Source organism: Solimonas fluminis (assembly GCF_002930645.1).
Taxonomy (GTDB): domain Bacteria; phylum Pseudomonadota; class Gammaproteobacteria; order Nevskiales; family Nevskiaceae; genus Solimonas_A; species Solimonas_A fluminis.
This window is the reverse complement of record NZ_PSNW01000008.1, coordinates 182,596-208,897: the sequence shown is the minus strand read 5'-3', so window position 1 is coordinate 208,897 and position 26,302 is coordinate 182,596. Positions and strand designations below refer to the sequence as shown.

16 protein-coding genes are annotated in these 26,302 nt (G+C 68.6%); 9 read left to right on the top strand and 7 right to left on the bottom strand.

Annotated elements, in window-relative coordinates:
* Positions 1-58 precede the first annotated feature (58 nt).
* The 7 genes from C3942_RS15335 to C3942_RS15305 form a co-directional block, all read right to left on the bottom strand.
* Positions 59-1,153, bottom strand: a complete 1,095-nt coding sequence (locus C3942_RS15335) for a CaiB/BaiF CoA transferase family protein (RefSeq protein ID WP_104231228.1) — start codon at positions 1,151-1,153, stop codon at positions 59-61.
* 62 nt (positions 1,154-1,215) lie between these two features.
* Positions 1,216-1,536, bottom strand: coding sequence for a DUF1330 domain-containing protein (locus C3942_RS15330; protein WP_104231227.1), 321 nt, complete (start codon positions 1,534-1,536; stop codon positions 1,216-1,218).
* A gap of 13 nt (positions 1,537-1,549) precedes the next feature.
* Entirely contained in the window at positions 1,550-2,728 is a 1,179-nt protein-coding gene (locus C3942_RS15325; protein ID WP_104231226.1) for an alpha/beta hydrolase family protein, read from the bottom strand.
* Positions 2,728-3,045: an SCP2 sterol-binding domain-containing protein gene (locus C3942_RS15320; RefSeq protein WP_104231225.1), complete on the bottom strand. Its 318-nt coding sequence runs from the start codon at positions 3,043-3,045 to the stop codon at positions 2,728-2,730. The genes C3942_RS15325 and C3942_RS15320 overlap by 1 nt, the downstream gene beginning before the upstream one ends.
* A gap of 116 nt (positions 3,046-3,161) precedes the next feature.
* Entirely contained in the window at positions 3,162-4,343 is a 1,182-nt protein-coding gene (locus tag C3942_RS15315) for a lipid-transfer protein (RefSeq protein ID WP_104231224.1), read from the bottom strand.
* Between the two features lie 31 nt (positions 4,344-4,374).
* Positions 4,375-7,389 (bottom strand): peroxisomal multifunctional enzyme type 2, encoded by a 3,015-nt coding sequence (locus C3942_RS15310; RefSeq protein WP_104231223.1) that lies wholly within the window; start codon positions 7,387-7,389, stop codon positions 4,375-4,377.
* 87 nt (positions 7,390-7,476) lie between these two features.
* Positions 7,477-8,649, bottom strand: coding sequence for an acyl-CoA dehydrogenase family protein (locus C3942_RS15305; RefSeq protein ID WP_366516627.1), 1,173 nt, complete (start codon positions 8,647-8,649; stop codon positions 7,477-7,479).
* A gap of 139 nt (positions 8,650-8,788) precedes the next feature.
* Here C3942_RS15305 and C3942_RS15300 point away from each other — a divergent pair, with 139 nt between their 5' ends.
* The 9 genes from C3942_RS15300 (at position 8,789) to treY (ending at position 26,272) form a co-directional block, all read left to right on the top strand.
* Positions 8,789-9,472, top strand: coding sequence for a TetR/AcrR family transcriptional regulator (locus C3942_RS15300; RefSeq protein WP_165797470.1), 684 nt, complete (start codon positions 8,789-8,791; stop codon positions 9,470-9,472).
* Positions 9,473-9,704: 232 nt separating this feature from the next.
* A complete protein-coding gene (locus tag C3942_RS15295; protein WP_104231221.1) occupies positions 9,705-9,995 on the top strand; it encodes a hypothetical protein in 291 nt (96 codons plus the stop codon).
* Positions 9,996-10,186: 191 nt separating this feature from the next.
* Positions 10,187-12,133, top strand: a complete 1,947-nt coding sequence (locus tag C3942_RS15290) for an alpha-1,4-glucan--maltose-1-phosphate maltosyltransferase (RefSeq protein ID WP_104231220.1) — start codon at positions 10,187-10,189, stop codon at positions 12,131-12,133.
* A 12-nt stretch (positions 12,134-12,145) separates the two neighbouring features.
* Positions 12,146-15,418: a maltose alpha-D-glucosyltransferase gene (gene treS / locus C3942_RS15285; protein WP_104231219.1), complete on the top strand. Its 3,273-nt coding sequence runs from the start codon at positions 12,146-12,148 to the stop codon at positions 15,416-15,418.
* Complete coding sequence (gene glgB, locus C3942_RS15280; RefSeq protein ID WP_104231218.1) at positions 15,415-17,619, top strand: 1,4-alpha-glucan branching protein GlgB; 2,205 nt, start codon at positions 15,415-15,417, stop codon at positions 17,617-17,619. The genes treS and glgB overlap by 4 nt, the downstream gene beginning before the upstream one ends.
* Positions 17,612-19,726 (top strand): glycogen debranching protein GlgX, encoded by a 2,115-nt coding sequence (gene glgX, locus C3942_RS15275; protein WP_104231217.1) that lies wholly within the window; start codon positions 17,612-17,614, stop codon positions 19,724-19,726. Before glgB ends, glgX begins: the two co-directional genes overlap by 8 nt.
* Positions 19,723-21,495, top strand: a complete 1,773-nt coding sequence (treZ, locus tag C3942_RS15270; RefSeq protein ID WP_104231216.1) for a malto-oligosyltrehalose trehalohydrolase — start codon at positions 19,723-19,725, stop codon at positions 21,493-21,495. Before glgX ends, treZ begins: the two co-directional genes overlap by 4 nt.
* On the top strand, positions 21,492-23,579 hold the full coding sequence (gene malQ, locus C3942_RS15265) for a 4-alpha-glucanotransferase (protein WP_104231215.1): 2,088 nt from the start codon (positions 21,492-21,494) through the stop codon (positions 23,577-23,579). Before treZ ends, malQ begins: the two co-directional genes overlap by 4 nt.
* Entirely contained in the window at positions 23,576-26,272 is a 2,697-nt protein-coding gene (treY, locus tag C3942_RS15260) for a malto-oligosyltrehalose synthase (RefSeq protein ID WP_104231214.1), read from the top strand. Before malQ ends, treY begins: the two co-directional genes overlap by 4 nt.
* The last annotated feature ends 30 nt before the right edge of the window (positions 26,273-26,302 follow it).

Below are 26,302 nucleotides of genomic sequence, written 5' to 3'. Positions count from 1 at the left end.
AACGACTGGATACCGGCTTCCGCCGGCACGACGGCTGCTGCGGGAAGCCCTGGGGCTCCTACCGCCCCAGGATTTCCTGGTTGTGCTCGCCCAGCTTCGGGCTGGCACCATTCAGCGTCCTGGCGTGGCTGAACTGGATCGGGTTGGCGAACACCGGCTTGCCGTTCTGCTGCTGCACGATGCCGCGGGCCTGGACCTGCGGGTTGGCCAGCACCTCGTCCATGTCCAGGATCGCCGAGACGCAGGAGTCGCCGTCGGCCAGCAGGGCCTCCCACTCGTCGCGGGTCTTGGACTTGAACAGCTCGGCCAGGCCCTGGCGCAGGGGCTCGCCCTTGGGGCCGACGGCAAAAGGCAGCTTCAGCAGGTCCGGGCGGCCGACCATCTGGCAGACGTTGGCGAAGAACTTGTACTCCAGCGCACCGCAGGCGACATGCTTGCCGTCCGCGGTCTCGTAGATGCGGTAGTTGGGGGTGGCGCCCGACAGGATGTCGCCGCCACGGGGTGCCGGCTTGCCGGTGCTGCGCATGCCGGCCAGGGTCAGGACCTGCAGCGCCAGGGTGCCATCCATCATGGCCACGTCCACGAAGCTGCCCTGCCCGGAGGCGCGGGCGCCGATCACGGCGGCCAGGATGCCGACCACGCAGGTCAGCGCGCCGCCGGCCAGGTCGGCCACCTGGAAGTTGCCGGCCGAGGGGGCATCGCCCGCCGCGCCGGTCTGGCTCAGCTCGCCGGCATAGCCGCGGTAGTTCATGTCATGGCCCGGACGGTTGCGGTAGGGGCCGGTATGGCCGTAGCCGGTCAGCGAGGCGAAGACCAGCTTCGGGTTGATGGCGCGCAGGGTCTCGTAATCGCAGCCCAGCTTGCCCATCACGTCGGGGCGGAAGGACTCGATCACCACGTCGGCGCTCTTGACCAGCTCCTTGAACGCGGCCACGTCCTCTGCCTTGCGCAGATCCAGGGTCACGGACTTCTTGCCGCCGTTGACCACCTCGAACATCTCCGGCGTCAGGCGCGCGTAGTCGCCGCCGTTGGGCTCCTCGATCTTGATCACTTCGGCGCCGAGCTGGGCCAGGTAGAGCGTGGCGAAGGGGCCGGGCAGCAGGCGCGACAGGTCCAGCACGCGGATGCCGGCCAGCAGGGGGTTCAGCGACATGGGGACTCCGATGGGTTTGCTTTCAACATGATTGTAGGAATGCGGCGTGCATCATCGCATCGTTAGTCCGGGACCCGCGCCACGCCGCTGGCATCCTCGCCCGGCACCAGCACGAAGTCGCCGATGGACCCGGCCAGCCGGGCCTCGCGGAAGGGCCGGTACTCCGGGCTTTCGTAGAAGCCCCGGGCCGCCTCGCGCGAGGGGAACTCGAGGATCAGGAAGGTATGGGGCAGCGGCCGCTCGCCTTCCAGCTTCTCCACCCTGCCGGTGCGCGCCAGGTAGCGGCCGCCATGGGCCTCGACCATCGGCGTGACCTTCTGGATGTAGTCCTTGACCCACACGCGGTCGGTGACGACGATCTCGGCCACGGCATAGCACTTCATGTGCGACTCTCCCTCAATGGCCGCCGACACCGCAGTGCCGGTCCATGAAGACCTTCATGCGGCGCAGGTACTGGCCCTGGTGCAGGTGCAGCAGGTGGTTGCCGGGGAACCAGTGCAGGTGGCTGCCGGGGAAGTGCCGGTGCAGCAGGCGCACGTGGCGCGGCGGCGTGAAACGATCCCCTGCCCCGCCGATCACCAGCACCTTGTCGCTGTCGATCTTCGGCGCGTAGCTGAGCGGGTTGTGCACCGCCAGCGCATGGCGCAGGTCGGCCAGGCTGACGCCGGCGCGTTCCAGCGTGGCGCCCATCAGCGTGCCGGTGGGCTGCCATTCCCGCGCGATGTCGACGATGCTCGCCACCGGGGAATTGGGAATGCAGAAGGCCAGGCGCGGGTCCACCGTGGCCAGCAGGGCCGAGGTGTATCCTCCCAGCGACAGGCCCGAAACGCCCATCTTCGGCGCGCCGCGCCGCTCGAGGAAGTCCAGCAGCACGCGCAGGTCGCGCACCGCATGGACGATGGCCTCGTTGAAGCATGGCAGGCCATTGGCAAACAGGCCGTAGCCGCTGAACCAGTCGCCCTTCTCCACGCGATAGCCGTGGAAGGGCATGGTATAGAGCAGGACGTCGTAGCCCTGCTTGTAGAACCAGCGCAGCGAGAACATCTGCGCGTTGAACCAGTAGGCATCCACGCCGAAGCCGTGGACCATCACCAGGGTCGGACGCGGGCCCCCGCGGTGGAACCAGTACTGGGCATAGGCGCTGCGGTTGCGGAAGCTGCGTGCATAAAGCTGCGCCAATTCCGGATTCAGCGGCTGGTGGCCGCTGTCGAAGCGCAGCAGCCGGTAATTCACCCCGAAAGGCCGGTAGGACAGCACGCGGGGCCTGAGCTGCTCCACGTGGATGCCCTTGCGCGGGCGGCCGAACACCGCCTCGCTGTCGCCGCTGTCGGCCAGGGCTTCATGCGGCTTCATCAGCCGCATCTGCTCATGGATGCGTTCGGGCGTCAGGAAACTGCGGCCCAGGGCCGCGGTGACGGCGATGCCGAGCACCGAGCGGAGCGCCCGGTCCAGTGCCGCGCTGGCCGAGACCTTGATGCGGTGCTCGGCGTCCAGCTCGGTGCCGTCCGCCTGCCGGAAGAAATCCTCCGGCAGGCGCTGCCACCAGGCCTCTGCCGCGGTGGCGCCGGTCGGCATCAGGCCAGCTTCGAGGCGTCGAAGAAATTGCCCATGCGCTGGGCCAGCATCAGGTCGCCATCCACCTGCAGCTTGCCGGTCATGAAGGCCGTCATGCCGTTCAGCTCGCCCTTCAGCAGGGCGACCAGATCGTCGTCTTCCATGGTCACGGCCAGGTCCGAGGCGGCGGCGGTGCCGTCGACCACGTTGCAGCTGCCGCCCTTGATGACGACATGGGCCGGCGTGGAGATGTTGAACTGGATGGTGCAGTCGGTGCCGGAGGCGGCATCGGCATTGAAGGCGGCGGGCAGCTTCTTGAGGAACGCGGAGGCGCTCATGGGGATACTCCAAGTTGGTAAGGAAAAGGGAAATCTGTTGCAGGAGCGGCCGTTGGCCGCGACCGGTCGTCGTGAAAACCACCCGGTCGCGGCCAACGGCCGCTCCTACATGAGCATCAATCGCGGCGATACATGGTCACGACGCAGGCGCCGCCCAGGCCCAGGTTGTGCTGCAGGGCGATGTTGGCGCCCTGCACCTGGCGGGCATCCGCCGTGCCGCGCAGCTGCCAGACCAGCTCGGTGCATTGCGCCAGGCCCGTGGCGCCCAGCGGGTGGCCCTTGGACAGCAGGCCGCCGGACGGGTTGGTCACGACCTTGCCGCCGTAGGTGTTGTCGCCGTCCCAGATGAACTTCTCGGCGCCGCCCTCCGGGCATAGGCCCAGGCCTTCGTAGGTCAGCAGCTCGTTGGCGGTGAAGCAGTCGTGCAGTTCCACCACCTTGACGTCTCCCGGGCCGATGCCGCTGGCCTCGTAGACCTGCCGCGCGGCTTCCCTGGTCATGTCGTAGCCGACCATCTTGATCATGCTGCGCTCGTCGAAGCTGCTGGCGAAGTCGGTGGTCATGGCCTGCGCGGCGATGTACACCGGCTTGCTGATCCCGTGCTTCCTGGCGAACTCGTCGGAGCACAGGATCGCGGCGCCGGCGCCGCAGGTTGGCGGGCAGCACTGGAAGCGGGTCAGCGGATCGAACACCTCTTCCGAGGCCATGATCTCGGCCAGGCTCAGCTTCTGTCCGAACAGCGCGTAGGGATTGCGGCTGGCGTGGTCGCGGGCCTTCTCGGAGATCTTGCCGAAGGTCTCCTTCTTCGTGCCATGCTGGAAGCGGTACTCGCGGCCGGCACCGCCGAACATCTGCGCGGCCGGCGGCGCGGCGCTGATGCCCTGCACGTCGATCATGACCTGCGCATGGCGGCCCATCGGCGGCTCGCGGTCATCGAACTTGTTGCCCAGCGCGCCCTTCTCCATCTTCTCGAAGCCCAGCGCCAGCACGCATTCGGCGGCGCCGCTCTCGATGGCCTGGCGCGCCAGCCACAGCGCCGTGGAGCCGGTGGAGCAGTTGTTGTTGACGTTGACCACCGGGATGCCGGTCAGGCCCAGTTCGTAGACCGCTCGCTGGCCGCAGGTGGAATCGCCGTAGACGTAGCCGACGTAGGCCTGCTGCACATCCTTGTAGGCGATGCCGGCATCGGCCAGGGCCTTGGTGCCGGCCTCCTTGGCCATCTCGTAGTACTCGGGGCTGGCGCCGGGCTTGGCGAACTTGGTCATGCCCACGCCGATGACATTGACGCGACGTTTCATGTGTTTCTCCGGGATGGTGTTATCGGGGGGGTCAGATCAGCTTGTCCAGCAGGGACAGTTCCTGCGCCAGCTTCACGTCGCCGTCCACGCGCAGCTTGCCGCGCTGGTACAGGTCGCGAATCTGCGCCTCGCCCTTGGCCAGGGCAACCAGGTCGTCGTCGGCGATGCCGAACACGGCGTGGGCCTCGCCGGCCGCGCCCTGCTCCACCTTCGGCGTCTTGCCGGAGAAGTCGACCAGCCAGGTCGCTTCCGGGGCCTTGAGGTTGAAGCGGAGGATCTGGCCCTGCAGGCCGCAGCCGACCTTGCCGCCCGACACCTTCTTCTGCAGCGCCGCAAAGACCTCGGCGCCGCGGCCGGACTTGGCGGCCGCGGGGGCAGCAGCAGCTTGCGCCTTGGCGGCAGGGGCGGCGCCCGAACTGCGCGCCTTCACCGCGTCTTCCAGCAGCTTGGGATCGAGCTTCTGCAGGAAGCCGAGCTTCTGCGAGGCCATGACATTGCCGCTGACCTTCATCTTGCCGCCGAAGTACAGCTTGTTCGGGTCGGCCTTGCCGGTGGACATGGCGACGAAGTCTTCCTCGCTCAGTTCCAGTGTGACGTCCGGGTTGGCGGCGTCGCCGGGCTTGACCGAGCCGTCGCCGGACTTCATGTCCAGGTGCCAGCTGCTGTCCGGGCCGGTGAGCTTGAACTGGAACAGCGTCTTGACCTGATCGCCCAGGCCCTTGGCCGTAGCCAGGTGCTTGCCGATGGCGGCGAAGATGTCGGCCGAGTTCGGGCCGCTCGGGACTGCCGCCGCCGGCGTCGCAGCGGCGGCCGGTGCGGCGCCGGCGCGCGCCTTCACCGCGTCCTCCAGCAGCTTGGGATCGAGCTTCTGCAGGAAGCCGAGCTTCTGCGAGGCCATGACGTTGCCGCTGACCTTCATCTTGCCGCCGAAGTACAGCTTGTTCGGGTCGGCCTTGCCGGTGGACATGGCGATGAAGTCCTCCTCGCTCAGTTCCAGCGTGACGTCGGCCGCCGCGGCGTTGCCCTGCTTCACGGCGCCATCGCCGGACTTGAGGTCGAGATACCAGCTGGAATCGGGCGACTTCAGCTGGAACTGGAACACGGTCTTGATCTGGTCGCCCAGGCCCTTGTTCGCCGCCAGGTGCTTGCCGATCGCCCCGAACACGTCCGCGGAGACCGGGCCGCCGGCGGCAACCGGCGCCGAGGCAGCGGCCACGGCCTTGGCCGCGGGCTTGCGCTGCGGAACCTGCTCGTACAGTTCCACGGCTGCGCCCTTGATGACGACCTTGTCGCGTTCCTTGACCTTGGTCTCGAACACGATGCGGGTCTCGGATTCCTTCCACATGCGCGTCACCAGGGTCTCGCCCGGGAAGACGCTCTCGGCGAAGCGAACCTTGATGCTCTTGAAGCGGCGCGGATCGTTGTCCAGGAAGGCCTTGATGACGTGGCGGCCTACGTGCCCGTAGGTGCAGAGGCCGTGCAGGATCGGCTTGTCGAAGCCGAAGGCCTTGGCGAAGGCCGGATCCACGTGCAGCGGGTTCCAGTCGCCGGACAGTCGGTACAGCAGGGCCTGGCTGGGGTCGGTCTTTTCCTCGACCACCGCGTCGGGCTCGCGCGCCGGAGGCACGTTGACCTCCTGCGAGGGGCCGCGGTCGCCGCCCCAGCCGCCTGCACCGCGGACGAAGGTGGTGATCTCGTTGTAGGCCACTTCCTCGCCGCTCTCGTCGGTCGTGGAGACAGCCATGATCACCACCGCATTGGGCGCCTTGTCATAGGCCGCCTTCATGCGGAACGTGCTCTTGAGCTTGCCCTTGGGCGCCAGCGGCAGCTTGATCTCGGTGTACTGCTCGCCGTGCAGCACGCGTTCGAAGCCGAAGTTGAAGCCCTTGACCGGCTGCTTGCCTTCCTTGGCCAGCGCCAGCATGGCGTTCATCGGCGGCATCACCGCGTAGGTGGGCAGCGCGTAGAACTTGTCCCCCTTCAGCTCGTTGACGTAGGCCAGCTCCTTGTCGTCCAGCGGATTGCTGGCCGCGCCCACGCCCAGGGCGTAGAGCGCCAGGTCGCGCTGGTCGTAGGAGGATTCCAGCGTCACCTCCGACCGGGAGGCTTCGTCCAGGTCGATGAACTCGTTGCCGCCCAGCGACTTCGAGTTCATGTTGGTCAGCAGCGGCGCCATCGATTCGTTGATGTTGGTCGGATACTCGCCGTCCTTGAAGTCGACGATCTTGGACCAGTTCTTGGCCACCTCGTCCGGTCCGAAGCCGCGGCCGAGCTTGAAGGAGTGGCCGCGGGTGCGCTCCCAGCGCAGCTTGGCGTGGTAGCCCGCGCCGACCTCGAACAGGCCGCCGGTCTCCCTGCAGTCCTCATGGCAGAGCCAGCCCACCAGCGGGCTGACATATTCGGGCTTCAGCGCTTCGATCAGTTCCGGCGGCAGCACGGTCTCGGTCAGGCGGCTGCCGGCGATCGGCGCGATGGTGTTGACGTGGACGTTCTTGCTGCGGCCTTCCTGCGCCAGGGTATTGGCCAGGCCGACCAGGGCCAGCTTGGCGGCCGAATAGTTAGCCTGGCCGAAGTTGCCGTAGATGCCCGCCGCGGAGGTGGTCATCACGATGCGGCCGTAGCCCTTGTCGCGCATGATCGGCCAGGCGGCATGCGATACCGCGAAGGAGCCGTTCAAGTGCACGCGCACGATCAGGTTCCAGTCGTCCACCGTCATCTTGTGGAAGCTGGTGTCACGCAGGATGCCGGCGTTGTTGATGACGATGTCGACCGTGCCGAAGGCGTCGACGGCGGTCTTGACGATGCTGGCGCCGTCCTCGACGGAGTCGTAGTTGGCGACGGCCTTGCCGCCCAGAGCCTTGATCTCCTCGACCACCTTGTCGGCCGCGGCAGAGGACTTGCCGCCGCCATGGATGTTGCCGCCGAGGTCATTGACCACCACATGAGCGCCGCGGGCGCCGAACATCAGCGCATGCTGGCGGCCCAGGCCGTTGCCGGCACCGGTGACGATGACGACCTTGCCGTCGTAGCGAAGCTGATCTGCCATTTGAAGCTTCTCCAGAACTCTCTAGCTTGTTTTGAAATCCCGGGCCAGGGATGGCCCGGTCTGCACATGGACGTGCGCGCCGCGAACTCAAAGAGTTCGCGCGATGAGCTCCTTCATGATTTCGTTGGTGCCGCCGTAGATGCGCTGGGCGCGCGAATCGACCCAGGCGCGGGCGATCGGGTACTCCAGCATGTAGCCGTAGCCCCCGTGCAGCTGCAGGCACTGGTCGATGACCTTGCACATCAGGTCCGAGGTCCACATCTTGGCGGTGGCGGCGTCGTCCACGCCGAGCTTCTTCTTCACCACCAGCTCGATGCAGCGGTCCACGTAGACGCGGCCGATGGCCAGTTCAGCCTTCATTTCGGCCAGCTTGAAGCGCGTGTTCTGGTAGGAAGCCACCGGCTTGCCGAAGACCTTGCGGCCGCGGGTGTATTCGAGGGTGTGGTTCAGGGCCGCCTCGGCACCGGCGATCGAGGTGATCGCGATCATCAGTCGCTCCCAGGCCAGCTCCTGCATCAGCATGATGAAGCCCATGCCTTCCTTGGCGCCGAGCAGGTTGGCCTTGGGCACGCGCACGTCCTTGAAGAACAGCTCGCAGGTGTCCTGGGCATGCATGCCGATCTTGCGCAGCGGCTTGCCCTTGCTGAAGCCCGGGCTCTTGGCCTCCACCAGCAGCAGGGAAATGTCCTTGGCGCCCTCGCCCGAATTGCCGGTCTTGGCCACGACGATGGCCAGGTCGCAGAGGTAGCCGTTGGTGATGAAGATCTTCGAGCCGTTCAGGACGTACTCGTCGCCATCCAGCACGGCCGTGGTCTTCACCGCCTGGAGATCGGAGCCGGTGCCCGGCTCGGTCATGGCGATGGCGCCCACCATCTCGCCGGTGGCGAGCTTGGGCAGGTACTGGGCCTTCTGGTCCTTGGTGCCGAAGTTGTTGATGTACGGAGCCACGATGTCGGAGTGCAGCGAGAAGCCGACGCCGGAGTCACCGGCATAGGACTGTTCCTCCATCAGGATCGTGCTGTAGGTGCGATCCACGCCCAGGCCGCCGTATTCCTCCGGCATGGTGACGCAGAGCAGGCCCATCTCGCCGGCCTTGTTCCACAGCTGGCGGTCCACGTGCTGCTGGGCCTCCCAGGCCTCGCGGTGCGGAACGACCTCCTCGGCGAAGAAGCGGCGAACGGTCTTGCGGAAGTCTTCGTGCTCGGCCGTGAAAAGGCTACGCGGGATCATCGGGGGCTCCAGGAGGGAAAAATGGATCATTTACATACAGTCTGGACTGTATCATAGTGGTCCGGACGGAAGGGCTGTCAACCGCGCCGCGAACCCTGCGGCCCAAGCCCTTCACGAGATTAAAAATTTCTTGCCGAGAGGTTCCGGGATGCCCAGAATCGCGCCCGCCATGAAAACCGCCGTTACCGAGAAACCGCGACGCCGCACCCAGGAGGAGCGCAGCGACGCCATGCGCAAGCGCCTGCTCGCGGCCACCCTGGAAAGCCTGGCGGAAGATGGTTATGCCGGCAGCACCCTCAGCTCCATCGTGCGTCGCGCCGGCGTATCGCGCGGCGCCCAAGTGCACCACTACCCCAACAAGCAGGCCCTGCTGCTGGACGCCTCGGAGGACCTGCTCAAGCGCACCTATCGCCGCCTCGGCGCGCTGCTGCTGTCGATCTCCGAGGAAGACAACCGTCTCCAGGCCCTGGTGGATGCCTGCTGGGAGCAGATGTTCGCCACGCCGCTGTATCGCGCCTACTGCGAACTGGTGGCCGCCAGCCAGCGTGACGAGGAACTGGCCCAGGCGCTGGGAGCCATGCTCAAGCGCGTGATGGCACTGTTCGAGCCTGCCGCCAACTACTATTTCGAGACCAGCGGCACGAAGCTGCGGCCTGCCGACATGTTCCTGCAGCTCAGCTGCCTGCTCAGCGGCCTTGGCCTGCAAGCCACGCTGCTGAGTGCGCCCGTGATCCGCTCCCAGCTCGACGGCTGGGTGCGGCAGGCCTCGCCGATCCTGCGCGCCCGCAAGGGCGTCACCCGTCCGCCGCCCCGCCCGGCCTCCTGGGATCGCGTCCTCGAATCCAAGGGCTGAACCCGCAGGACATCGGGCAGTCCAAAGGGGGCATTCTCCAGGAAGGAGGCCCCATGGCTCGCGACAAGGAACGTCACCCGGGCATCCGGGAGCCGCGCAAACCGGTGCCCGTGAAGGATCCCCCGCCGCGCTCCCAGGAACCCCCGCCCGATCCGGTGATCGAGGCGGATAGTTCACATCCCCAGCCGGATACGCCGGACGATGGGCGGGCGCCCCAGCGGGAGCCGCGGCGATGACGGCGACCATCGTGCTGCATTTGCCGGCGCATCGCGCCACAGCCTTGAAGCTGCAGCCGCAGGAACCCGAAGCCGCCCGCGCCTACGACCGGAACATCGCCGGCTACCTTGAATTCCTGAAGGACGAGGCGCAGCGGGCCGGCTATGCCGTGGCAGCGGACCAGAAGGATTTCGGCCCGGTGTTCTCGATCGAGGAAGACGACCATGCCAGCAAGCGCGCGGCGCACGCCTGGCTGGGGAATCTTCCCGACATCTGGAACTGGATGCCTGCGGCGACGCCCCGATAGCCGGCGCCCTACCCGTGCAGCCTGCATGAAGGGCCATGCAAGTTGCGGCGCAAAGCCTTCGCCGGGGGCCGCGCAGCGCTCCCATCTGCCTGGAAAACCTGCTTTTTTTCGCTGGCCTGCCCTTTGCCTGACAGCCGTCGAGACCTGACGCGGCAGCGCGGGAGGATGGGCCCCATGCCGCAGGAGAACGAATGACAAAAAACAGGAACGGACATGCTTCGGTGCTGGCCGCGATAGCAGCTCCACGCATCGCCATCGAGCGCATCACACCGCAGGTCGACGAGGGGCGCTGGCCGGCGAAGGCCAGCCTGCGCCAGCCGGTGACCGTCGAGGCCGACATCTTCATCGATGGGCATGCCCAGGTCGCGGCCCGGCTGGTGACGCCGCAGGCGCAGCTCGCGATGCGTCCCTTGGGCAACGACCGCTGGCGCGCCCTGATCGTGCCGCTGGGCCTCGGCGCGCAGCGCTGGCGCATCGAAGCCTGGATGGATCGCTGGGAGGGGTTCCGGCAGGAGCTGACGAAGAAGCGCGAAGCCGGCCTGCCGTTGCGGCTGGAAGCACAGGAAGGCATCGCCCTGCTGGAGCAGATCGCTCAGGAGCCGGGCGGAGCGGTGCTCGAGGCCTGGCTGTCCCGGCTGCGCGATGCCGCCGATGCCGCGTCCCTGCTGCTCGACGACGGCCTGGCCCAACAGGTCGCCGCGGCCGATTCCCGTCCCTTCCTGTGCTCCGCCGAGTTCGCGGTGGACGTGGAACGCGAGCGCGCGGGCTTCGCCAGCTGGTACGAACTCTTTCCCCGTTCGCAGACCCGCGACGCGAGGAGCCACGGTACTTTCGACGACGTCATCGAGCGCTTGCCGGCGATCCGCGCCATGGGGTTTGACGTGCTGTACTTCCCGCCGATCCACCCGATCGGCACCAGGCATCGCAAGGGGCGCAACAACGCGCTGCGGGCCGGCCCGGACGAGCCCGGAAGTCCCTATGCCATCGGCAACGTCGATGGCGGCCACGAGGCGGTGCATGCGCAGCTCGGCGGCATCGAGGGCTTCCGCCGGCTGCGCAAGGCCGCCGATGAGCAGGGGCTGGAGCTGGCGCTGGACTTCGCCGTGCAGTGTTCGCCCGATCATCCCTGGCTGACACAGCATCCGGAATGGTTCTCCTGGCGGCCGGACGGCAGCATCCGCTACGCCGAGAACCCGCCGAAGAAATATGAAGACATCGTCAACGTCGACTTCTACGCGCCGGGCGCCAGGCCGGCGCTGTGGCTGGCGTTGCGCGATGTCGTGCAGGGCTGGGTCGACGAGGGCGTGAAGACCTTCCGGGTCGACAATCCCCACACCAAGCCACTGCCCTTCTGGCAGTGGCTGATCGCCGACATCCGTTCGCGGCATCCGGAGGTCATCTTCCTGTCGGAAGCCTTCACGCGCCCGGCGATGATGTACCGCCTGGCCAAGATCGGGTTCCAGCAGAGCTACACCTACTTCACCTGGCGCAACGACAAGGAAGAGCTGACGCAGTACCTCACCGAACTGACGCAGGGACCGCCGAGGGATTTCTACCGGCCGCATTTCTTCGTCAACACGCCGGATATCAATCCCCGGTTCCTGCAGACCTCGGGCCGCCCGGGCTTCATGATCAGGGCCGCGCTCGCGGCGACCCTCTCCGGCCTCTGGGGCCTGTACAGCGGCTTCGAACTCTGCGAATCCGCCGCGCTGCACGGCAAGGAGGAATACCTGGACTCGGAAAAGTACGAGATCCGTCCGCGCGACTGGCAGGCACCCGGCAACATCATCGCCGAGATCACCCGGCTGAATCGCATCCGCCGCGAGAATCCGGCCCTGCACAGCCATCTCGGCATCCGCTTCTACAACGCCTTCAACGACCGGGTCCTCTACTTCGGCAAGGCCACGCCCGACCGCTCCAACTTCATCCTCTGCGCGATCAGCCTCGACCCGCACGGCGTCCAGGAAACGCAGTTCGAGGCGCCGATGTGGGAGTTCGGCCTACCGGACCATGGCGTGCTGGAGGTAGAGGAACTGATGCGCGGCAGCCGCTTCAGCTGGTTCGGGAAGATGCAGCACTGGCGCTTCATCCCGCAGGAACTGCCGTTCGCGATCTGGCGCGTGCGGCCTCGCGCATAGGCGAAAACGACCATGGCAAGGAAGCCGAAGAACGACAGGACCCCGAACGTCGACCCGCTCTGGTACAAGGACGCGGTGGTCTACCAGCTGCACGTCAAGTCCTACTACGATGCCAACAACGACGGCATCGGCGACTTTGCCGGCCTGATCGACAAGCTCGACTACATCGCCGGCCTGGGCGTCACTGCGGTCTGGCTGCTGCCCTTCTACCCCAGTCCGCGCCGCGACGATGGCTATGACATCGCCGAATACCGCGCGGTGCACAGTGACTACGGCCGCATGGCCGATGCGCGGCGCTTCATCGACGAGGCTCACGAGCGCGGCCTGCGGGTGATTACCGAGCTGGTGATCAACCATACCTCCGACCAGCACCCCTGGTTCCAGCGCGCGCGCCGCGCCAGGCCCGGCAGCGCCGCGCGCGACTTCTACGTCTGGTCCGACAGCGACCAGAGGTACCAGGGCACGCGCATCATCTTCCTCGATACCGAGAAGTCCAACTGGACCTGGGATCCGGTGGCCGGTGCGTATTTCTGGCATCGCTTCTATTCGCACCAGCCGGATCTCAATTTCGACAATCCGCGGGTCATGAAGGAGGTTCTGGCAACCATGCGCTGGTGGCTGGACCTCGGCGTGGACGGCCTGCGCCTCGACGCCGTTCCCTACCTGATCGAGCGCGAGGGCACCAACAACGAGAACCTCCCGGAAACCCATGCGATCCTCAAGCGCATCCGCGCCGAGATCGATGCCGCGTATCCGGACCGCATGCTGCTGGCCGAGGCCAACCAGTGGCCGGAGGACACCAATCTGTACTTCGGCGAGGGCGACGAATGCCACATGGCCTTCCATTTCCCGCTGATGCCGCGCATGTACATGGCGATCGCGCAGGAGGACCGCTTCCCCATCACCGACATCCTGCGCCAGACGCCCGATATCCCGGCCAACTGCCAGTGGGCCGTCTTCCTGCGCAACCATGATGAGCTGACCCTGGAGATGGTCACCGACCGGGAGCGCGACTATCTCTGGACCACCTATGCGGCCGACCGCCGAGCCCGCATCAATCTCGGCATCCGTCGCCGCCTCGCGCCTCTGGTGGAGCGCGATCGCCGCCGCATCGAACTGCTCAATTCGCTGCTGCTGTCGATGCCCGGCACGCCGGTGATCTACTACGGCGACGAGATCGGCATGGGCGACAACATCTACCTCGGCGACCGCGACGGCGTGCGCACGCCGATGCAATGGTCGGTCGACCGCAACGGCGGGTTCTCGCGCGCCGATCCGGCGGCCCTGGTGCTGCCGCCGATCATGGATCCGCTCTACGGCTACCAGGCCGTGAACGTCGAGACCCAGGACCGCGATCCGCACTCCCTGCTCAACTGGACACGGCGCATGCTGCGGATCCGGGGACAGCACAAGGCCTTCGGGCGCGGCACCCTGAAGCTGCTCTATCCCCGCAATCGCCGAGTGCTGGCCTACCTGCGCGAATACAGCGGAGAAGACGGGAGCAGCGAAACCATCCTCTGCGTGGCCAACGTCGGCCGCAATGCCCAGGCGGTGGAACTGGATCTTGCGGTGTTCGCCGGGCGCGTGCCGGTGGAGATGGTCGGCGGATCGGCCTTTCCGCCGATCGGCCAGCTGCCCTATCTGCTGACCCTGCCCTCGCATGGGTTCTACTGGTTCCTGCTGGCCACCGAGGCGCAGATGCCGTCCTGGCACCAACCCACACCGGAACCGATGCCGGACTTCCGCACATTCGTGCTCCGGCGCGAGGTCGGAGAACTGCTGCAGCCGCCGTCGCGCCAGCTGCTGGAACAGGAGGTGTTGCCCGCCTACCTGCCGAAGCGCCGCTGGTTCTCCGCCAAGGACCGTCGCTTCGACGGTTGCCGGATCGTCTCGGCCACCATGCTGCCGGGTGCGGCGCGACCGATCCTGATGGCCCAGGTGGAAACGGCGGGCGATTCTCCGGAACGCTGGCAGCTGCCGCTGGGCTTCCTGCCGGAAGAGGAAGCCGTCACCGCCTTGCCGCACCAGCTGGCCCTGGCCCGCGTGCGCCGCGGCCCCAAGGTGGGGTATCTCACCGACGCCTTCACGCTGGATGCCCTGGCGCGCGGGCTGCTCGATCACATGCGCGCCGGCGCGGTGCTGCCGACCGACGACGGCGAACTGCGCTTCCTGCCCACCTCGCGCATGGAGGCCATGACCGTGCCTCCCGACGCCGAGGTCCGGCGCCTGTCGGCGGAGCAGTCCAACAGCTCGCTGATCCTTGGCGAGAGCGTCATCCTGAAGCTGATCCGCCGCCTGCAGCCGGGGCTTCATCCCGAGGCCGAGATGGGGCGGCTGCTGACCGAGCGCGGCTACGCCAACATCGCGCCGCTGCTGGGCGAAGTCACCCATGTGGACCGCGGCGGCCAGCCGCGCGTGCTGGCGGTGCTGCAAGGCTTCATGCACAACCAGGGCGATGCCTGGACCTGGACCCTCAACCTGCTGGAGCGCGCCTTCGCCGACGCGGCCACGCCTCGCGATCCGCCGGTGGACACGCTGGGCGAATACCTGCCCTTCACGGCCCTGCTGGGACGCCGCCTGGGCGAGCTGCACGCGGTCCTGGCGCAGGACAGCGACGATCCGGCCTTCGCGCCGCGCCGCGCCGGGGAAGAAGATCGCCGCGAGTGGAGTGACGCGGTGCTCGCCAGGGTGGAGTCGGCGCTGGACCCGCTCCGCCATTCGGCCGGGCTCTCCGAAGCCGACCGGGCGCTGGCGCAGCAGTTGCAGGCGGCGCGCCCGGCGCTGCAATCGGCCGTGCCGTCGCTCGCCGCGCAGGGCCTGGGCTCGCTGCTTACGCGCACCCACGGCGACCTGCATCTGGGACAGGTGCTGGTGGCGCAGGGCGATGCCTACTTCATCGACTTCGAGGGCGAGCCGGCGCGTCCGCTGGCCGAGCGCCGCCGCCTGACCAGTCCATTGCGCGATGTTGCCGGCATGCTGCGGTCCTTCGACTATGCGGCCGCGGTGGCCGCCTCCGCCGCCGAGCAGCCGGCGGCCCGCGATCCGGTTCTGGAACGCTTCCGCCGCGAGGTCCCGGAGGTCTTCCTGCAGGCCTATCGCGGGGCGTCGGCCGGCATTGCGCATCGCTGGCCATCGGCGGAAGCCGAGAACGCGCTGATCGATCTCTTCACCCTGGAGAAGGCGGCCTACGAACTGAGCTACGAGGCGGCCAATCGCCCCGACTGGCTGCCGGTTCCGCTTCGCGGCCTGGCATCCCTGGTGCAGCGCGTGGGGGTATCCCGATGAACCCGCGCGACAACGCACTGTTCCTCCCGGCCGGCCAGGCCCAGGCACTGGCGGAGGGCCGTTGCGGCGATCCCTTTGCGGCGCTGGGGCCTCATGAGGCCGGAGACCGGCTGGTGCTGCGATGCTTCCTGCCCGGAGCCGAAGAGGTCGCGGCGATCGACGGAAACGGCGTGCTCGCGGTACTGCAGCCGCTGCAGGTTGCCGGGCTCTTCGCGGGCCGCATCCCGCGCGGCAGCCGCTACCGCCTGCGCATCCACTGGCCCGGCGGCGCGCCGCAGGAAACCGAAGATCCGTACTCCTTCGGCCTGCTGCTGGGAGACCTGGACCTGCACCTGATCGGGGAAGGCCGGCACTACCGTCTCGGCCGTTGCCTCGGCGCCCAGCACCAGGCCGTCGACGGCGTGCCCGGCGTCCGCTTCGCCGTCTGGGCGCCGAACGCGCGACGGGTCTCCGTCATCGGCGATTTCAACCACTGGGACGGACGGCGGCATCCGATGCGCCTGCGCCAGGGCAGCGGCATCTGGGAACTGTTCCTGCCGCGGCTGCCCGCCGGCAGCCTGTACAAGTACGAGATCCTGGATGCGCAAGGTCACCTGCTGCACAAGGCCGATCCCCTGGCCTTGCAGACCGAACGGCCACCACAGACCGCCTCCGTGGTCGCCGCGGAACGCCCTCATGACTGGCGGGACGACGCCTGGATGACCGCACGGGGCAGCCGCCAGTCGCCTCAGGCGCCGATCACGATCTACGAACTGCATGCCGGCTCCTGGCGCCGGGGCGAGACTCCCGACTGGGACGCGCTGGCCGAGCGACTGATTCCCTATGTGCAGGACCTGGGCTTCACCCACATCGAGCTGCTGCCGATCACCGCGCATCCTTTCGGCGGCTCCTGGGGCTACCAACCGCTCGGCATGTTCGCGCCGCAGGCGGATATGGGCGAGCCGGAGGGGCTGAAGCGCTTGGTCGATCGCGCGCATGCGGCGGGCATCGGTGTGCTGGCCGACTGGGTGCCGGCGCACTTCCCGAGCGACCCGCACGGCCTTGCGCGCTTCGACGGCACCGCCCTCTACGAGCACGAGGATCCCCGCGAGGGCTTCCACCAGGACTGGAATACCCTGATCTACAACTTCGGACGCCGCGAGGTGCAGGGCTTCCTGATCGCCAGCGCGCTGCACTGGCTGCAGGAATTCCATCTCGACGGCCTGCGTGTCGACGCCGTGGCGTCCATGCTGTACCGCGACTACTCGCGCAAGCCCGGCGAGTGGGTTCCGAACCGCTACGGCGGCCGCGAGAACCTGGAAGCCGTGGAGTTCCTGCGGCACCTCAACGAAATGGTGGCCGCCCGCTGTCCCGGCGCCATCGTCGTCGCCGAGGAATCCACCGCCTGGCCCGGCGTCACCCATGCGCTCGCCGACGGCGGCCTCGGCTTTTCCTACAAGTGGAACATGGGCTGGATGCACGACACGCTGCACTACATGCAGCAAGATCCGGTGCATCGCTCGCATCACCACGACGGCATCGGCTTCGGTCTGGTCTATGCCTTCTCCGAGCGCTTCGTGTTGCCGCTGTCCCATGACGAGGTCGTGCATGGCAAGGGCTCGCTGCTGGGCAAGATGCCCGGCGACCGTTGGCAGCGCTTCGCCAACCTGCGCGCCTACTACGGCTTCATGTGGGCTCACCCGGGCAAGAAGCTGCTGTTCATGGGCGGCGAACTGGCTCAGCCGCAGGAGTGGAACCACGACGCGAGCCTGGCCTGGGCCCTGCTGGACGACCCGCTGCATCGGGGCGTGCAGGACCTGCTGCGCGATCTCAACCGGGTGTATCGCATGCAGCCGGCCCTGCACGAAGGCGATTGCGAGGGAGCCGGCTTCCACTGGATCGTCGGCGACGACCGGCAGAACAGCGTCCATGCCTGGTACCGGGCCGGCCATCTCGCCGCGCCGCCGGTAATCGCGATCTGCAACTTCACGCCGGTGCCGCGCCACGGCTACCGGCTGGGCGCGCCGCGTGCCGGCCGCTGGCGTGAGATCCTCAACACCGACGCCACGGCTTACGGCGGCTCCGGCGTCGGCAACGGCGGCGAACTGCAGGCCGACGAGCAGCCGAGCCATGGCCAGCCGTACTCGCTGGCCCTGACCCTGCCGCCACTGGCGACCCTGCTGCTGGCCTGGGATCCGCAGGAGGCGCCGCCGCATGTCTGAGCTGCCGGATCGCCTGGAACGCTGTCATGCCAGCCCGCTGGGAGCCCAGTTCGACGGCCGCGGCACCTGTTTCTCGGTGTTCTCCGAACATGCCGAGAAAGTGGAGCTATGCCTGTTCGACGGCAACGGCCGCCACGAGACCACACGCCTGCCGATGCCGGACTGCACCGACGGCGTCTGGCATGGCTACCTGCCCAATGCCCGCCCCGGGCAGCTTTACGGCTACCGCGTCAGCGGTCCCTACGAGCCCCGGCAGGGCCACCGCTTCAATCCCAACAAGCTGTTGCTGGACCCCTACGCGCGCCGCCTGCACGGGCAGCTGCAATGGCATGACGCGCTCTATGGCTACCACATCGGTTCGCCGCGCGCGGACCTGTCCTTCGACCGCCGCGACAGCGCCAGCCACATGCCCAAGGGCGTGGTCTGGGAAGAGCATTTCGACTGGGGCAACGACCACCCGCCGCGCATTCCCTGGGAGGAGACCGTCATCTACGAGATGCACCTGCGCGGCTTCACCATGCGCCGCGGCGATCTGCCGGAGCATGACCGCGGCAGCTTCGGCGCGCTGGGGCATCCTTCCACCGTCGACTACCTGCGGCAGCTCGGCATCACCGCCGTGGAACTGCTGCCGGTCCACGCCTTCGCGCGAGACCGCTACTTGCTGGAGCGTGGCCTCACCAACTACTGGGGCTACAACACCCTGTCGTGGTTCGCGCCGGAGCCGGCCTACTTGTCCGACGGCACCCTGGGCCAGATCAAATGGGCGGTGAAGCAGCTCCATGCCGCCGGCATCGAGGTCCTGCTCGACGTGGTCTACAACCACAGCTGCGAGGGCAACGAACTGGGACCGACCCTGTCGCTGCGCGGCTTCGACAACGCCGTCTACTACCGGCTGATGCCGGAGGACCCGCGCTACCACATCAACGACACCGGCTGCGGCAACACACTGGATTTCTCGCAATCCCGCGTCATCCAGCTGGCGATGGATTCGCTGCGCTACTGGGTGCAGGAGTTCCATGTCGACGGCTTCCGCTTCGACCTGGGGGTAAGCCTGGGCCGCGAGCCGGGAGGATTCGACCCTGGCGCGGGCTTCTTCGATGCGCTGCTGCAGGACCCCGTCCTGTCGCGCGTCAAGCTGATTTCCGAACCCTGGGACGTCGGCCCGGGCGGCTACCGCATCGGACAGCATCCCGCCGGTTTCGGTGAGTGGAACGGGCTGTTCCGCGATGACCTGCGGCGCTACTGGCGCGGCGACCCCAACCAGCGGGCGGCGCTGGCGGCGCGTCTGCAGGGATCTGCCGACCTGTTCGACCATCACCGCCGCCGGCCCTGGGCCAGCATCAATTTCGTGACCGCGCACGACGGCTTCACGCTGACCGACCTGCTGAGCTACTCGCAGAAGCACAACGAAGCCAACGGCGAGGACAACCGCGACGGTGCCGACCACAACGACAGCCATAACTGGGGCTCGGAAGGCGACACGCAGGATCCGCGCGTGCTGCTGCGCCGGCAACGCCTGCGTCGCAGCATGCTCGCCACGCTGTTCTTCGCGCACGGCACTCCGATGCTGCTGGCGGGCGACGAGTTCGGCCAGACCCAGGGCGGCAACAACAACGCCTATTGCCAGGACAACGAGATCGCCTGGCTGGACTGGTCCCTGCTGGAGCAGGAGGATGGTCGCGCGCTGCACGATTTTGTCATGCGCCTGATCGGCCTGCGGCGGCAGTACCCGTTGCTGCGTGCTGACTACTACCAGCATGCCCAGGGCGAGGTCGTGGCGGGGCTGCGCGACGTGGACTGGTTCGACGAAAGCGGCAACGAACTGGCCGGTGACGACTGGAAGAACGGCATGGCGCGCCTGCTGGCGGTGCGGCGCGCGCGCCGCCGCGAGGATGGCGGCGTGGAAGCCATGATGCTGCTGAGCAATGCCGACATCGCCGAGCACCGCTTCCACCTCCCGCAGCCGGCCCTGTCCTGGCGCCTGGTCCTGGACACCCGCGAGCCGTCGAAGCCGGAGGCCGCCCTCAACCACCAGCACTACGACGTCTACCGCCGCAGCCTGGTGCTGCTTCTCGCGCAGTTCCATCCCCAGGAGCCCGCGGCATGAGGCACGAGCATCGCCTGCCCTTCGGGGCCACCCTGTTGTCCGACGGACTCACGTCGTTCCGCCTGTGGGCGCCCGGAGTGGATACGGTGGAACTGCTGGTCGACGGCCAGCCGCCGCAGGCCATGCGCCGTGAACCCGATGGCTGGGTGGCCCTGGAGGCATCCTGCGGCGCCGGTGCCCGCTACCTGTTCCGCCTGCCGGACGGGCGCGAGGTGCCCGACCCGGCCTCGCGCTTCCAGCCGCGCGACGTCGGCGGCCCCAGCGAGGTCATCGATCCGCGGGCCTACGACTGGCAGCAGGAGGACTGGATCGGCCGCCCCTGGACCGAAGCCGTGATCTACGAGCTTCATGCCGGCACCTGCGGCGGTTACGACGGCGTGCGCGAGCGCCTGCCGGACCTGGCGGAACTCGGCATCACGGCGATCGAACTGATGCCGCTCGCCGACTTCGCCGGCCGCCGCAACTGGGGCTACGACGGCGTGCTGCCGTTTGCGCCGGATGCGGCCTACGGCGATCCCGTGCAGCTCAAGCAGCTGATCGATGCCGCCCATGCGCAGGGCATCATGGTGCTGCTCGACGTGGTCTACAACCACTTCGGGCCGGAGGGCAATCACCTGCAGGCCTATGCGCCGCAGTTCTTTCGCGGCGACCGCCAGACTCCCTGGGGAGCCGCGATCGACTTCCGCCGGCCGGAGGTGCGCAGCTTCTATGTCGAGAACGCGCTGTACTGGCTGGAGGAGTACCGCTTCGATGGCCTGCGTTTCGACGCCGTGCATGCCATCCAGGATCCCGACTTCGTCGACGAGCTCGGCGCGCTGCTGCGCCAGCGCGTCGGTGCCGCCCGCCATATCCACCTGGTCCTGGAGAACGAACGCAACGAGGCGCGGCATCTTCAGGGCAGCTTTTCGGCGCAATGGAACGACGACATCCACAATGCCATCCACGTCATGCTCACCGGCGAGAGCGAGGGCTACTATGCGAACTATGCCGACGATCCGGCCGCGCAGCTGGCGCGTTGCCTGGCCGAGGGATTCGCCTACCAGGGACAGCCCTCGCCATCCCACGGCGGCGCACCGCGTGGCAGCGACAGCCGCGGGCTGCCCCCTTATTCCTTCGTGTTCTTCCTGCAGAACCATGACCAGATCGGCAACCGGGCCCTGGGCGAGCGCCTGAGCGTGCTGGCGCATCCCGAATCCCTGCGAGCTGCGATCGCCCTGCAGTTGCTGAGTCCGCAGATTCCACTGCTCTTCATGGGCGAGGAATGGGGCAGCCGCAGCCCCTTCCTGTTCTTCACCGACTTCCAGGGACCCTTGGCCGAGGCGGTCCGCGAGGGGCGGCGGCGCGAATTCGCCGCCTTCAGTGCCTTCCGCAGCGACAAGGCCCGGGCCGCCATCCCCGATCCCAACGACGAGGCGACATTCCGGCGTTCCATCGCCGATCCGGCCGAAGCGAGCGATCCGGCGCAACGTGCGCGCCGTCTCGAAGTCGGCCGCCTGCTGGCGCTGCGCCGCGATCGCCTGATGCCGCGCCTGCATGGCAGCCGCAGCACCGGTGCGCAGCGCCTTTCGGCGGGGGCGGTCCATGCATCCTGGCGCCTCGGCGACGGTGCGGCGCTGCAGGCCTGGGTCAATCTCCATGAAGCCCCGGTAGCGGTGCCGCCGCAGGCAGGCATGCTCCTTTACGGCACGGCACCGGATCTTGCCACCGCGATGGCGGCCGGCGAACTGCCGGGTCGGCGCTGCGCGGTGTATCTGCAGGAGCCGGCATGAATCTCGAGTCCCTGCATGAACTGGCCGAACTGGCCGGCGTCGCGCCGCACTGGCAGGACTGGCGCGGCGAGCGCCGCGTGGTCTCGCCCGAGAATCTGTGCCGCATCCTGGGGGCGCTGGGCCTGCCTTGCGGCAACGCCCCGGCGTTGTCCACCGCGCTGGCCCAGCTGCGCGGCGAACAGGCACGCGCGCGGCTTCCGCCGCTGGTGACCGCCGCGAGCGATTCGGGCTTCGAGGGGCCGGCCGCCGAACTGACGCCGGGACGCCGCTTGCGCCTGGTGCTGGAGCGCGGCGAGCGTCTGGACCTGACGCCGGAGGACATCGGCGGCGGGCGGGCCCGGCTGCGTCCGGTGACCCAGCCGGGTTATCACCGCCTGGAACTTGCGGACCGCGAGATCCTGCTGGCCGTCGCTCCCGGGCGAGCCCCCGGCGTCGCCGACCTCGCCACGCGTTCGCGCATCTGGGGCCTGGCCGTGCAGCTCTATGGCCTGCGCCGCCCCGGTGACGGCGGCATCGGCGATTTCAGCAGCCTGGAGGCCTTCGTACGGCAGGCCGCCGCTGCCGGCGCCGACGCCGTGGCGGTCAGCCCCGTGCACGCGCAGTTCAGCGCCGACCTCCACCGCTACGGCCCCTACGCGCCTTCGAGCCGGCTGTTCTACAACGTGATGCATGGCGATCCGGCGGCACTGCTGGGCGCCGAACTGATGGCAGGCCTGGCGCAGAAATGCGGCATCGCGGAGGGCCTTGCGGAACTGGAGGCCGCCCCGCTGATCGACTGGCCGCGTGCGCAGCGGCTGCGCCTGCAGCTGCTGCGGGCAGCCTGGAACCTGCTGCGGCAGCGCGACGCCGGTTCACCCGACCCGCTGATGGACGAATGGCGCCGCTACCGCAGCACCGGCGGGCCAGCGCTGGAAGCGCACGCCCGCTTCGAGACCCTGCATGCCGCGCAGTTCGCTCAGGGACGCTGGCATTGGCGGGACTGGCCGGCGGAGCTGCGCGATCCCGCCGGCACCGCCGTGGCCGAGTTCGCCGCCCGGCATCAGGACGAGGTGTCTTTCCATGTCTTCCTGCAGTGGCTGGCCGAGCGCGGCCTGGCCGGCGCGCAGCGCAGCGCGCGCGAGGCCGGGATGTCGATCGGCCTGATCGGCGATCTGGCCGTCGGCAGCGATGGCGGGGGCAGCCAGGCCTGGATGCGCCAGCAGGACCTCCTGCCGGGCCTCACCATCGGCGCGCCGCCGGATGCGATCAGTGCGCTCGGCCAGGGCTGGGGTCTTGCGGCCTTCTCGCCGCGCGCGCTGCAGGCCCGCGGCTACCAGGCTTTCCTGGAGATGCTGCGCGCGGCGCTGCGCCACGTCGGCGGGCTGCGCATCGACCACGTCCTCGGGCTCCAGCGCCTGTGGCTGATCCCGGATGGCGGCACCGCGGCCGATGGCGCCTACCTGAGCTACCCCCTGGCAGATCTGATGCGATTGATCATCCTGGAATCCTGGCGCAGCCAGGCCCTGATCGTCGGCGAGGACCTCGGCACCGTGCCGGAAGGCTTGCGCGAGCGCATGCGACAGGCCGGACTGCTCGGAATGCGCGTGCTCTGGTTCGAACGCGACCACGGCTATTTCGTCGAGCCGGCGCGCTGGACGCCTGCGGCGATGGCCACCACCTCCACGCACGACCTGCCGACGACGCGGGGGTGGTGGCTCGGCCGCGACATCGATGCGCGCGAGGCGGCTGGCCAGGGCAGCCGTGCCGATGCTGCCCGCGAGCGCGAGACCCGGGAGGCGGACCGGGGCATGCTCTGGGGCGCCTTCGAGCACGCCGGCATCGCGGCGGCGGCGAGGCCCGCCGCCGAGGACGCCGCCGCCGCGCTGGAGCCCGCCCTGCGCTTCGTCGCACGCACGCCTTGCGAGCTGGCGATGATTCCGCTGGAGGACATTGCCGGTCTGGCGGAGCAGCCGAATCTGCCCGGGACCGTCGATGAGCACCCCAACTGGCGGCGGCGGCTGCCCGAGCCTGCCGAGCATCTGCTGCGCCAGCCGGAAGCCATGCGGCGCCTGGCGATCCTGCGGGACGAGCGCGGCCCGGCATGACCGTTCGCGCCACGCTGCGTCTGCAGTTCCATGCCGGCTTCCGCTTTGCCGATGCGCTGCGCCAGCTTCCCTACTTCGAGGCGCTCGGCATCAGCCATCTCTACGCCTCGCCGATCCTGCGCGCGCGGGCCGGTTCCATGCACGGCTACGACGTGGTGGACCCCACGCAGGTCAATCCCGAACTCGGCGGGGAAGCGGGCCTGCGCGAACTGGTGGCCGGCCTCCGTGCGCGCGGCATGGGCCTGGTTGTCGACATCGTCCCCAACCACATGGCCGTCGGCGAAGCCGACAATCCCTGGTGGCAGGACGTGCTGGAGAACGGACCGCACAGCGCCTACGCAGGCTATTTCGACATCGACTGGGATTCCACCGATCCGCTGCTGCGCGGGCGGGTGCTGGCCCCTGTCCTCGGCAAGCCCTACGGCGAGTCGCTGGCGGCCGGCGAGATCGCGCTGCGCTTCGAGGACTCGCGCTTCCAGTTTTCCTACTACGGGCATCGCTTCCCGCTGGCTCCGCGCGACTATGCACCGCTGCTGAGCCAGGCCGGCATGCCGGAGGCAGCCGCCCTGTTCCGGGCGGGCCGGGACCTCGAGGCAGCCCGGCATGAACTCGGCGCCGCATTCGGGGCGCGGCCTGCCGCCCTGCAGGCCATCCTCGACGCGCATGCCGATCCGCGGCGGCTGCACCGGCTGCTGGAGCGCCAGCACTACCGCCTGAGCTGGTGGCGCTGCGCCGGCGACGAGATCAACTGGCGGCGCTTCTTCGACATCACCCAGCTGGCGGGCCTGCGCGTGCAGGAGCGGGAGGTGTTCGAGGCCGTGCACGCCACCATCTTCCGGCTCTACGCCCAGGGCCTGATCGACGGCCTGCGCATCGACCATGTCGATGGGCTGGCCGATCCGCGCGCCTACTGCCGGCGCCTGCGGGCAAGGCTGGCGGAACTGGCCGCGCAGCGCCCCGCGGAGCTGAGGGAAGATCATGCCTACATCGTGGTGGAAAAGATCCTCGGCCCGGGCGAGAGACTGGCGCGCGACTGGCAGGTGGACGGCAGCAGCGGCTATGCCTTCATGAACGACGTCGGCGCCTTGCTCCACGACCCGGCGGGCGAAGCGCCCCTGGGCGAGCTCTGGCGCGAACTCTCGGGCCGGGGCAGCTACGGTGCCGAGGAAGCCCGCGCGCGACGCAGCATCCCCCAGGACCTGTTCACCGCCGACTTCAACGCATGCGCCCATGCCCTGCACCGCATCGCCCGCAGCGAGCCCGGCACCCGCGACTGGACCCTGCCGGCGATCCGGCGCGTGCTGTCCGAACTGCTGGTGCAGTTCCCGGTGTATCGCACCTATGCCGACGGCCGCGGCCGCAGCAAGGCCGACGAGGCGATCATGCGCGGCGTGGTCGCCGCCGCGGCGCCGAAGCTGCCGGCCTCCGAGCGTCCCCTGCTGGAGCGGATCGACCGCTGGCTCGGAGGCGAACCCCCGCGGCAGCTGCGGGGCGCATCCGCGCGGCGCCTGCGGCTGCGTGCCATCGCACGCTTCCAGCAGCTGACGGCTCCGTTGGCCGCCAAGGCGGTGGAAGACACCGTGTTCTACCGGCACGGCCGCCTGCTCTCGCGCAACGAGGTGGGCGCGGACCCCTCGCGCTTCGCCCTGGATGCCGCCGCGTTCCATCGCCTGTCGCGCGAGCGCCACCGGCGGTATCCGCTGACCATGCTGGCCACGGCCACGCACGACCACAAGCGCGGCGAGGACCTGCGTGCGCGCCTGGCGGTGCTCAGCGAGCTGCCGCAGCGCTGGGGAGCGGTACTGCGAAGCTGGCGCGCCCGCAACGCTGCCCGCCACGGCAGCACCGGTCCGGATGCCGCCGACGAGCTCATGCTCTACCAGACCCTGGCCGGTGCCTGGCCACTGGACCTGTCCGCGGACGACCGTGAAGGCCTCGGCGCCTTCGAGGAGCGCGTCGCGGCCTGGCAGCTCAAGGCCCTGCGCGAAGCCAAGCGCCACAGCAGCTGGCTGGAGCCCGACCTGGCCTACGAAGGCAACTGCCGCGGCTTCCTGCAGCGCCTGCTGGGCGACGCCGCCTTCGTCGCCGGCCTGCATGCGCTGGTCCAGGACATCGCCGCGGCCGGGGCGGTCAACGGCCTGTCGCAGGCCTTGCTGCGGATGACCGCGCCCGGAGTGCCGGACCTGTACCAGGGTACGGAATGCTGGGACTTCAGCCTGGTGGATCCCGACAATCGCCGCCCGGTGGACTTCGACGCCAGGGCCGGCAGCCTGCGCGCCGAAGCGGCTCTCCCGGAGCTGCTGCGCGGCTGGCGCGATGGACGCATCAAGCAGCGGCTGGTGCATGCCGCGCTGGGATTGCGGCGGCGGCAGCCGGCGCTGTTCGCCGTGGGCGACTACCGGCCCCTGGAGGTCCGGGGGCGGCATGCGGACCGCCTGCTGGCCTTCGCCCGCCGATTCGGCGAGGAAGCGGTACTGGTCGCCGTGCCGCTGCGCAGCCTGCCCCTGCTTCCGGATCCGGCGCAGCCCGACCTGCGGCGCGCGGACTGGGGCGACACCGCCATCCGGATCCCGGCGGAGTTGCGCCGCCCGGTCCGCGACCTGCTGGCGGGGACTCCGGAGCCCCCGCTGGAGGCGTGGTTGCAGCCGGGGCGCCTGTTCGCCCAGGCCCCCGTGGCATTGCTGGGATTGTGACGGCCGCCCGGTCAAAACATTGTCACAGGG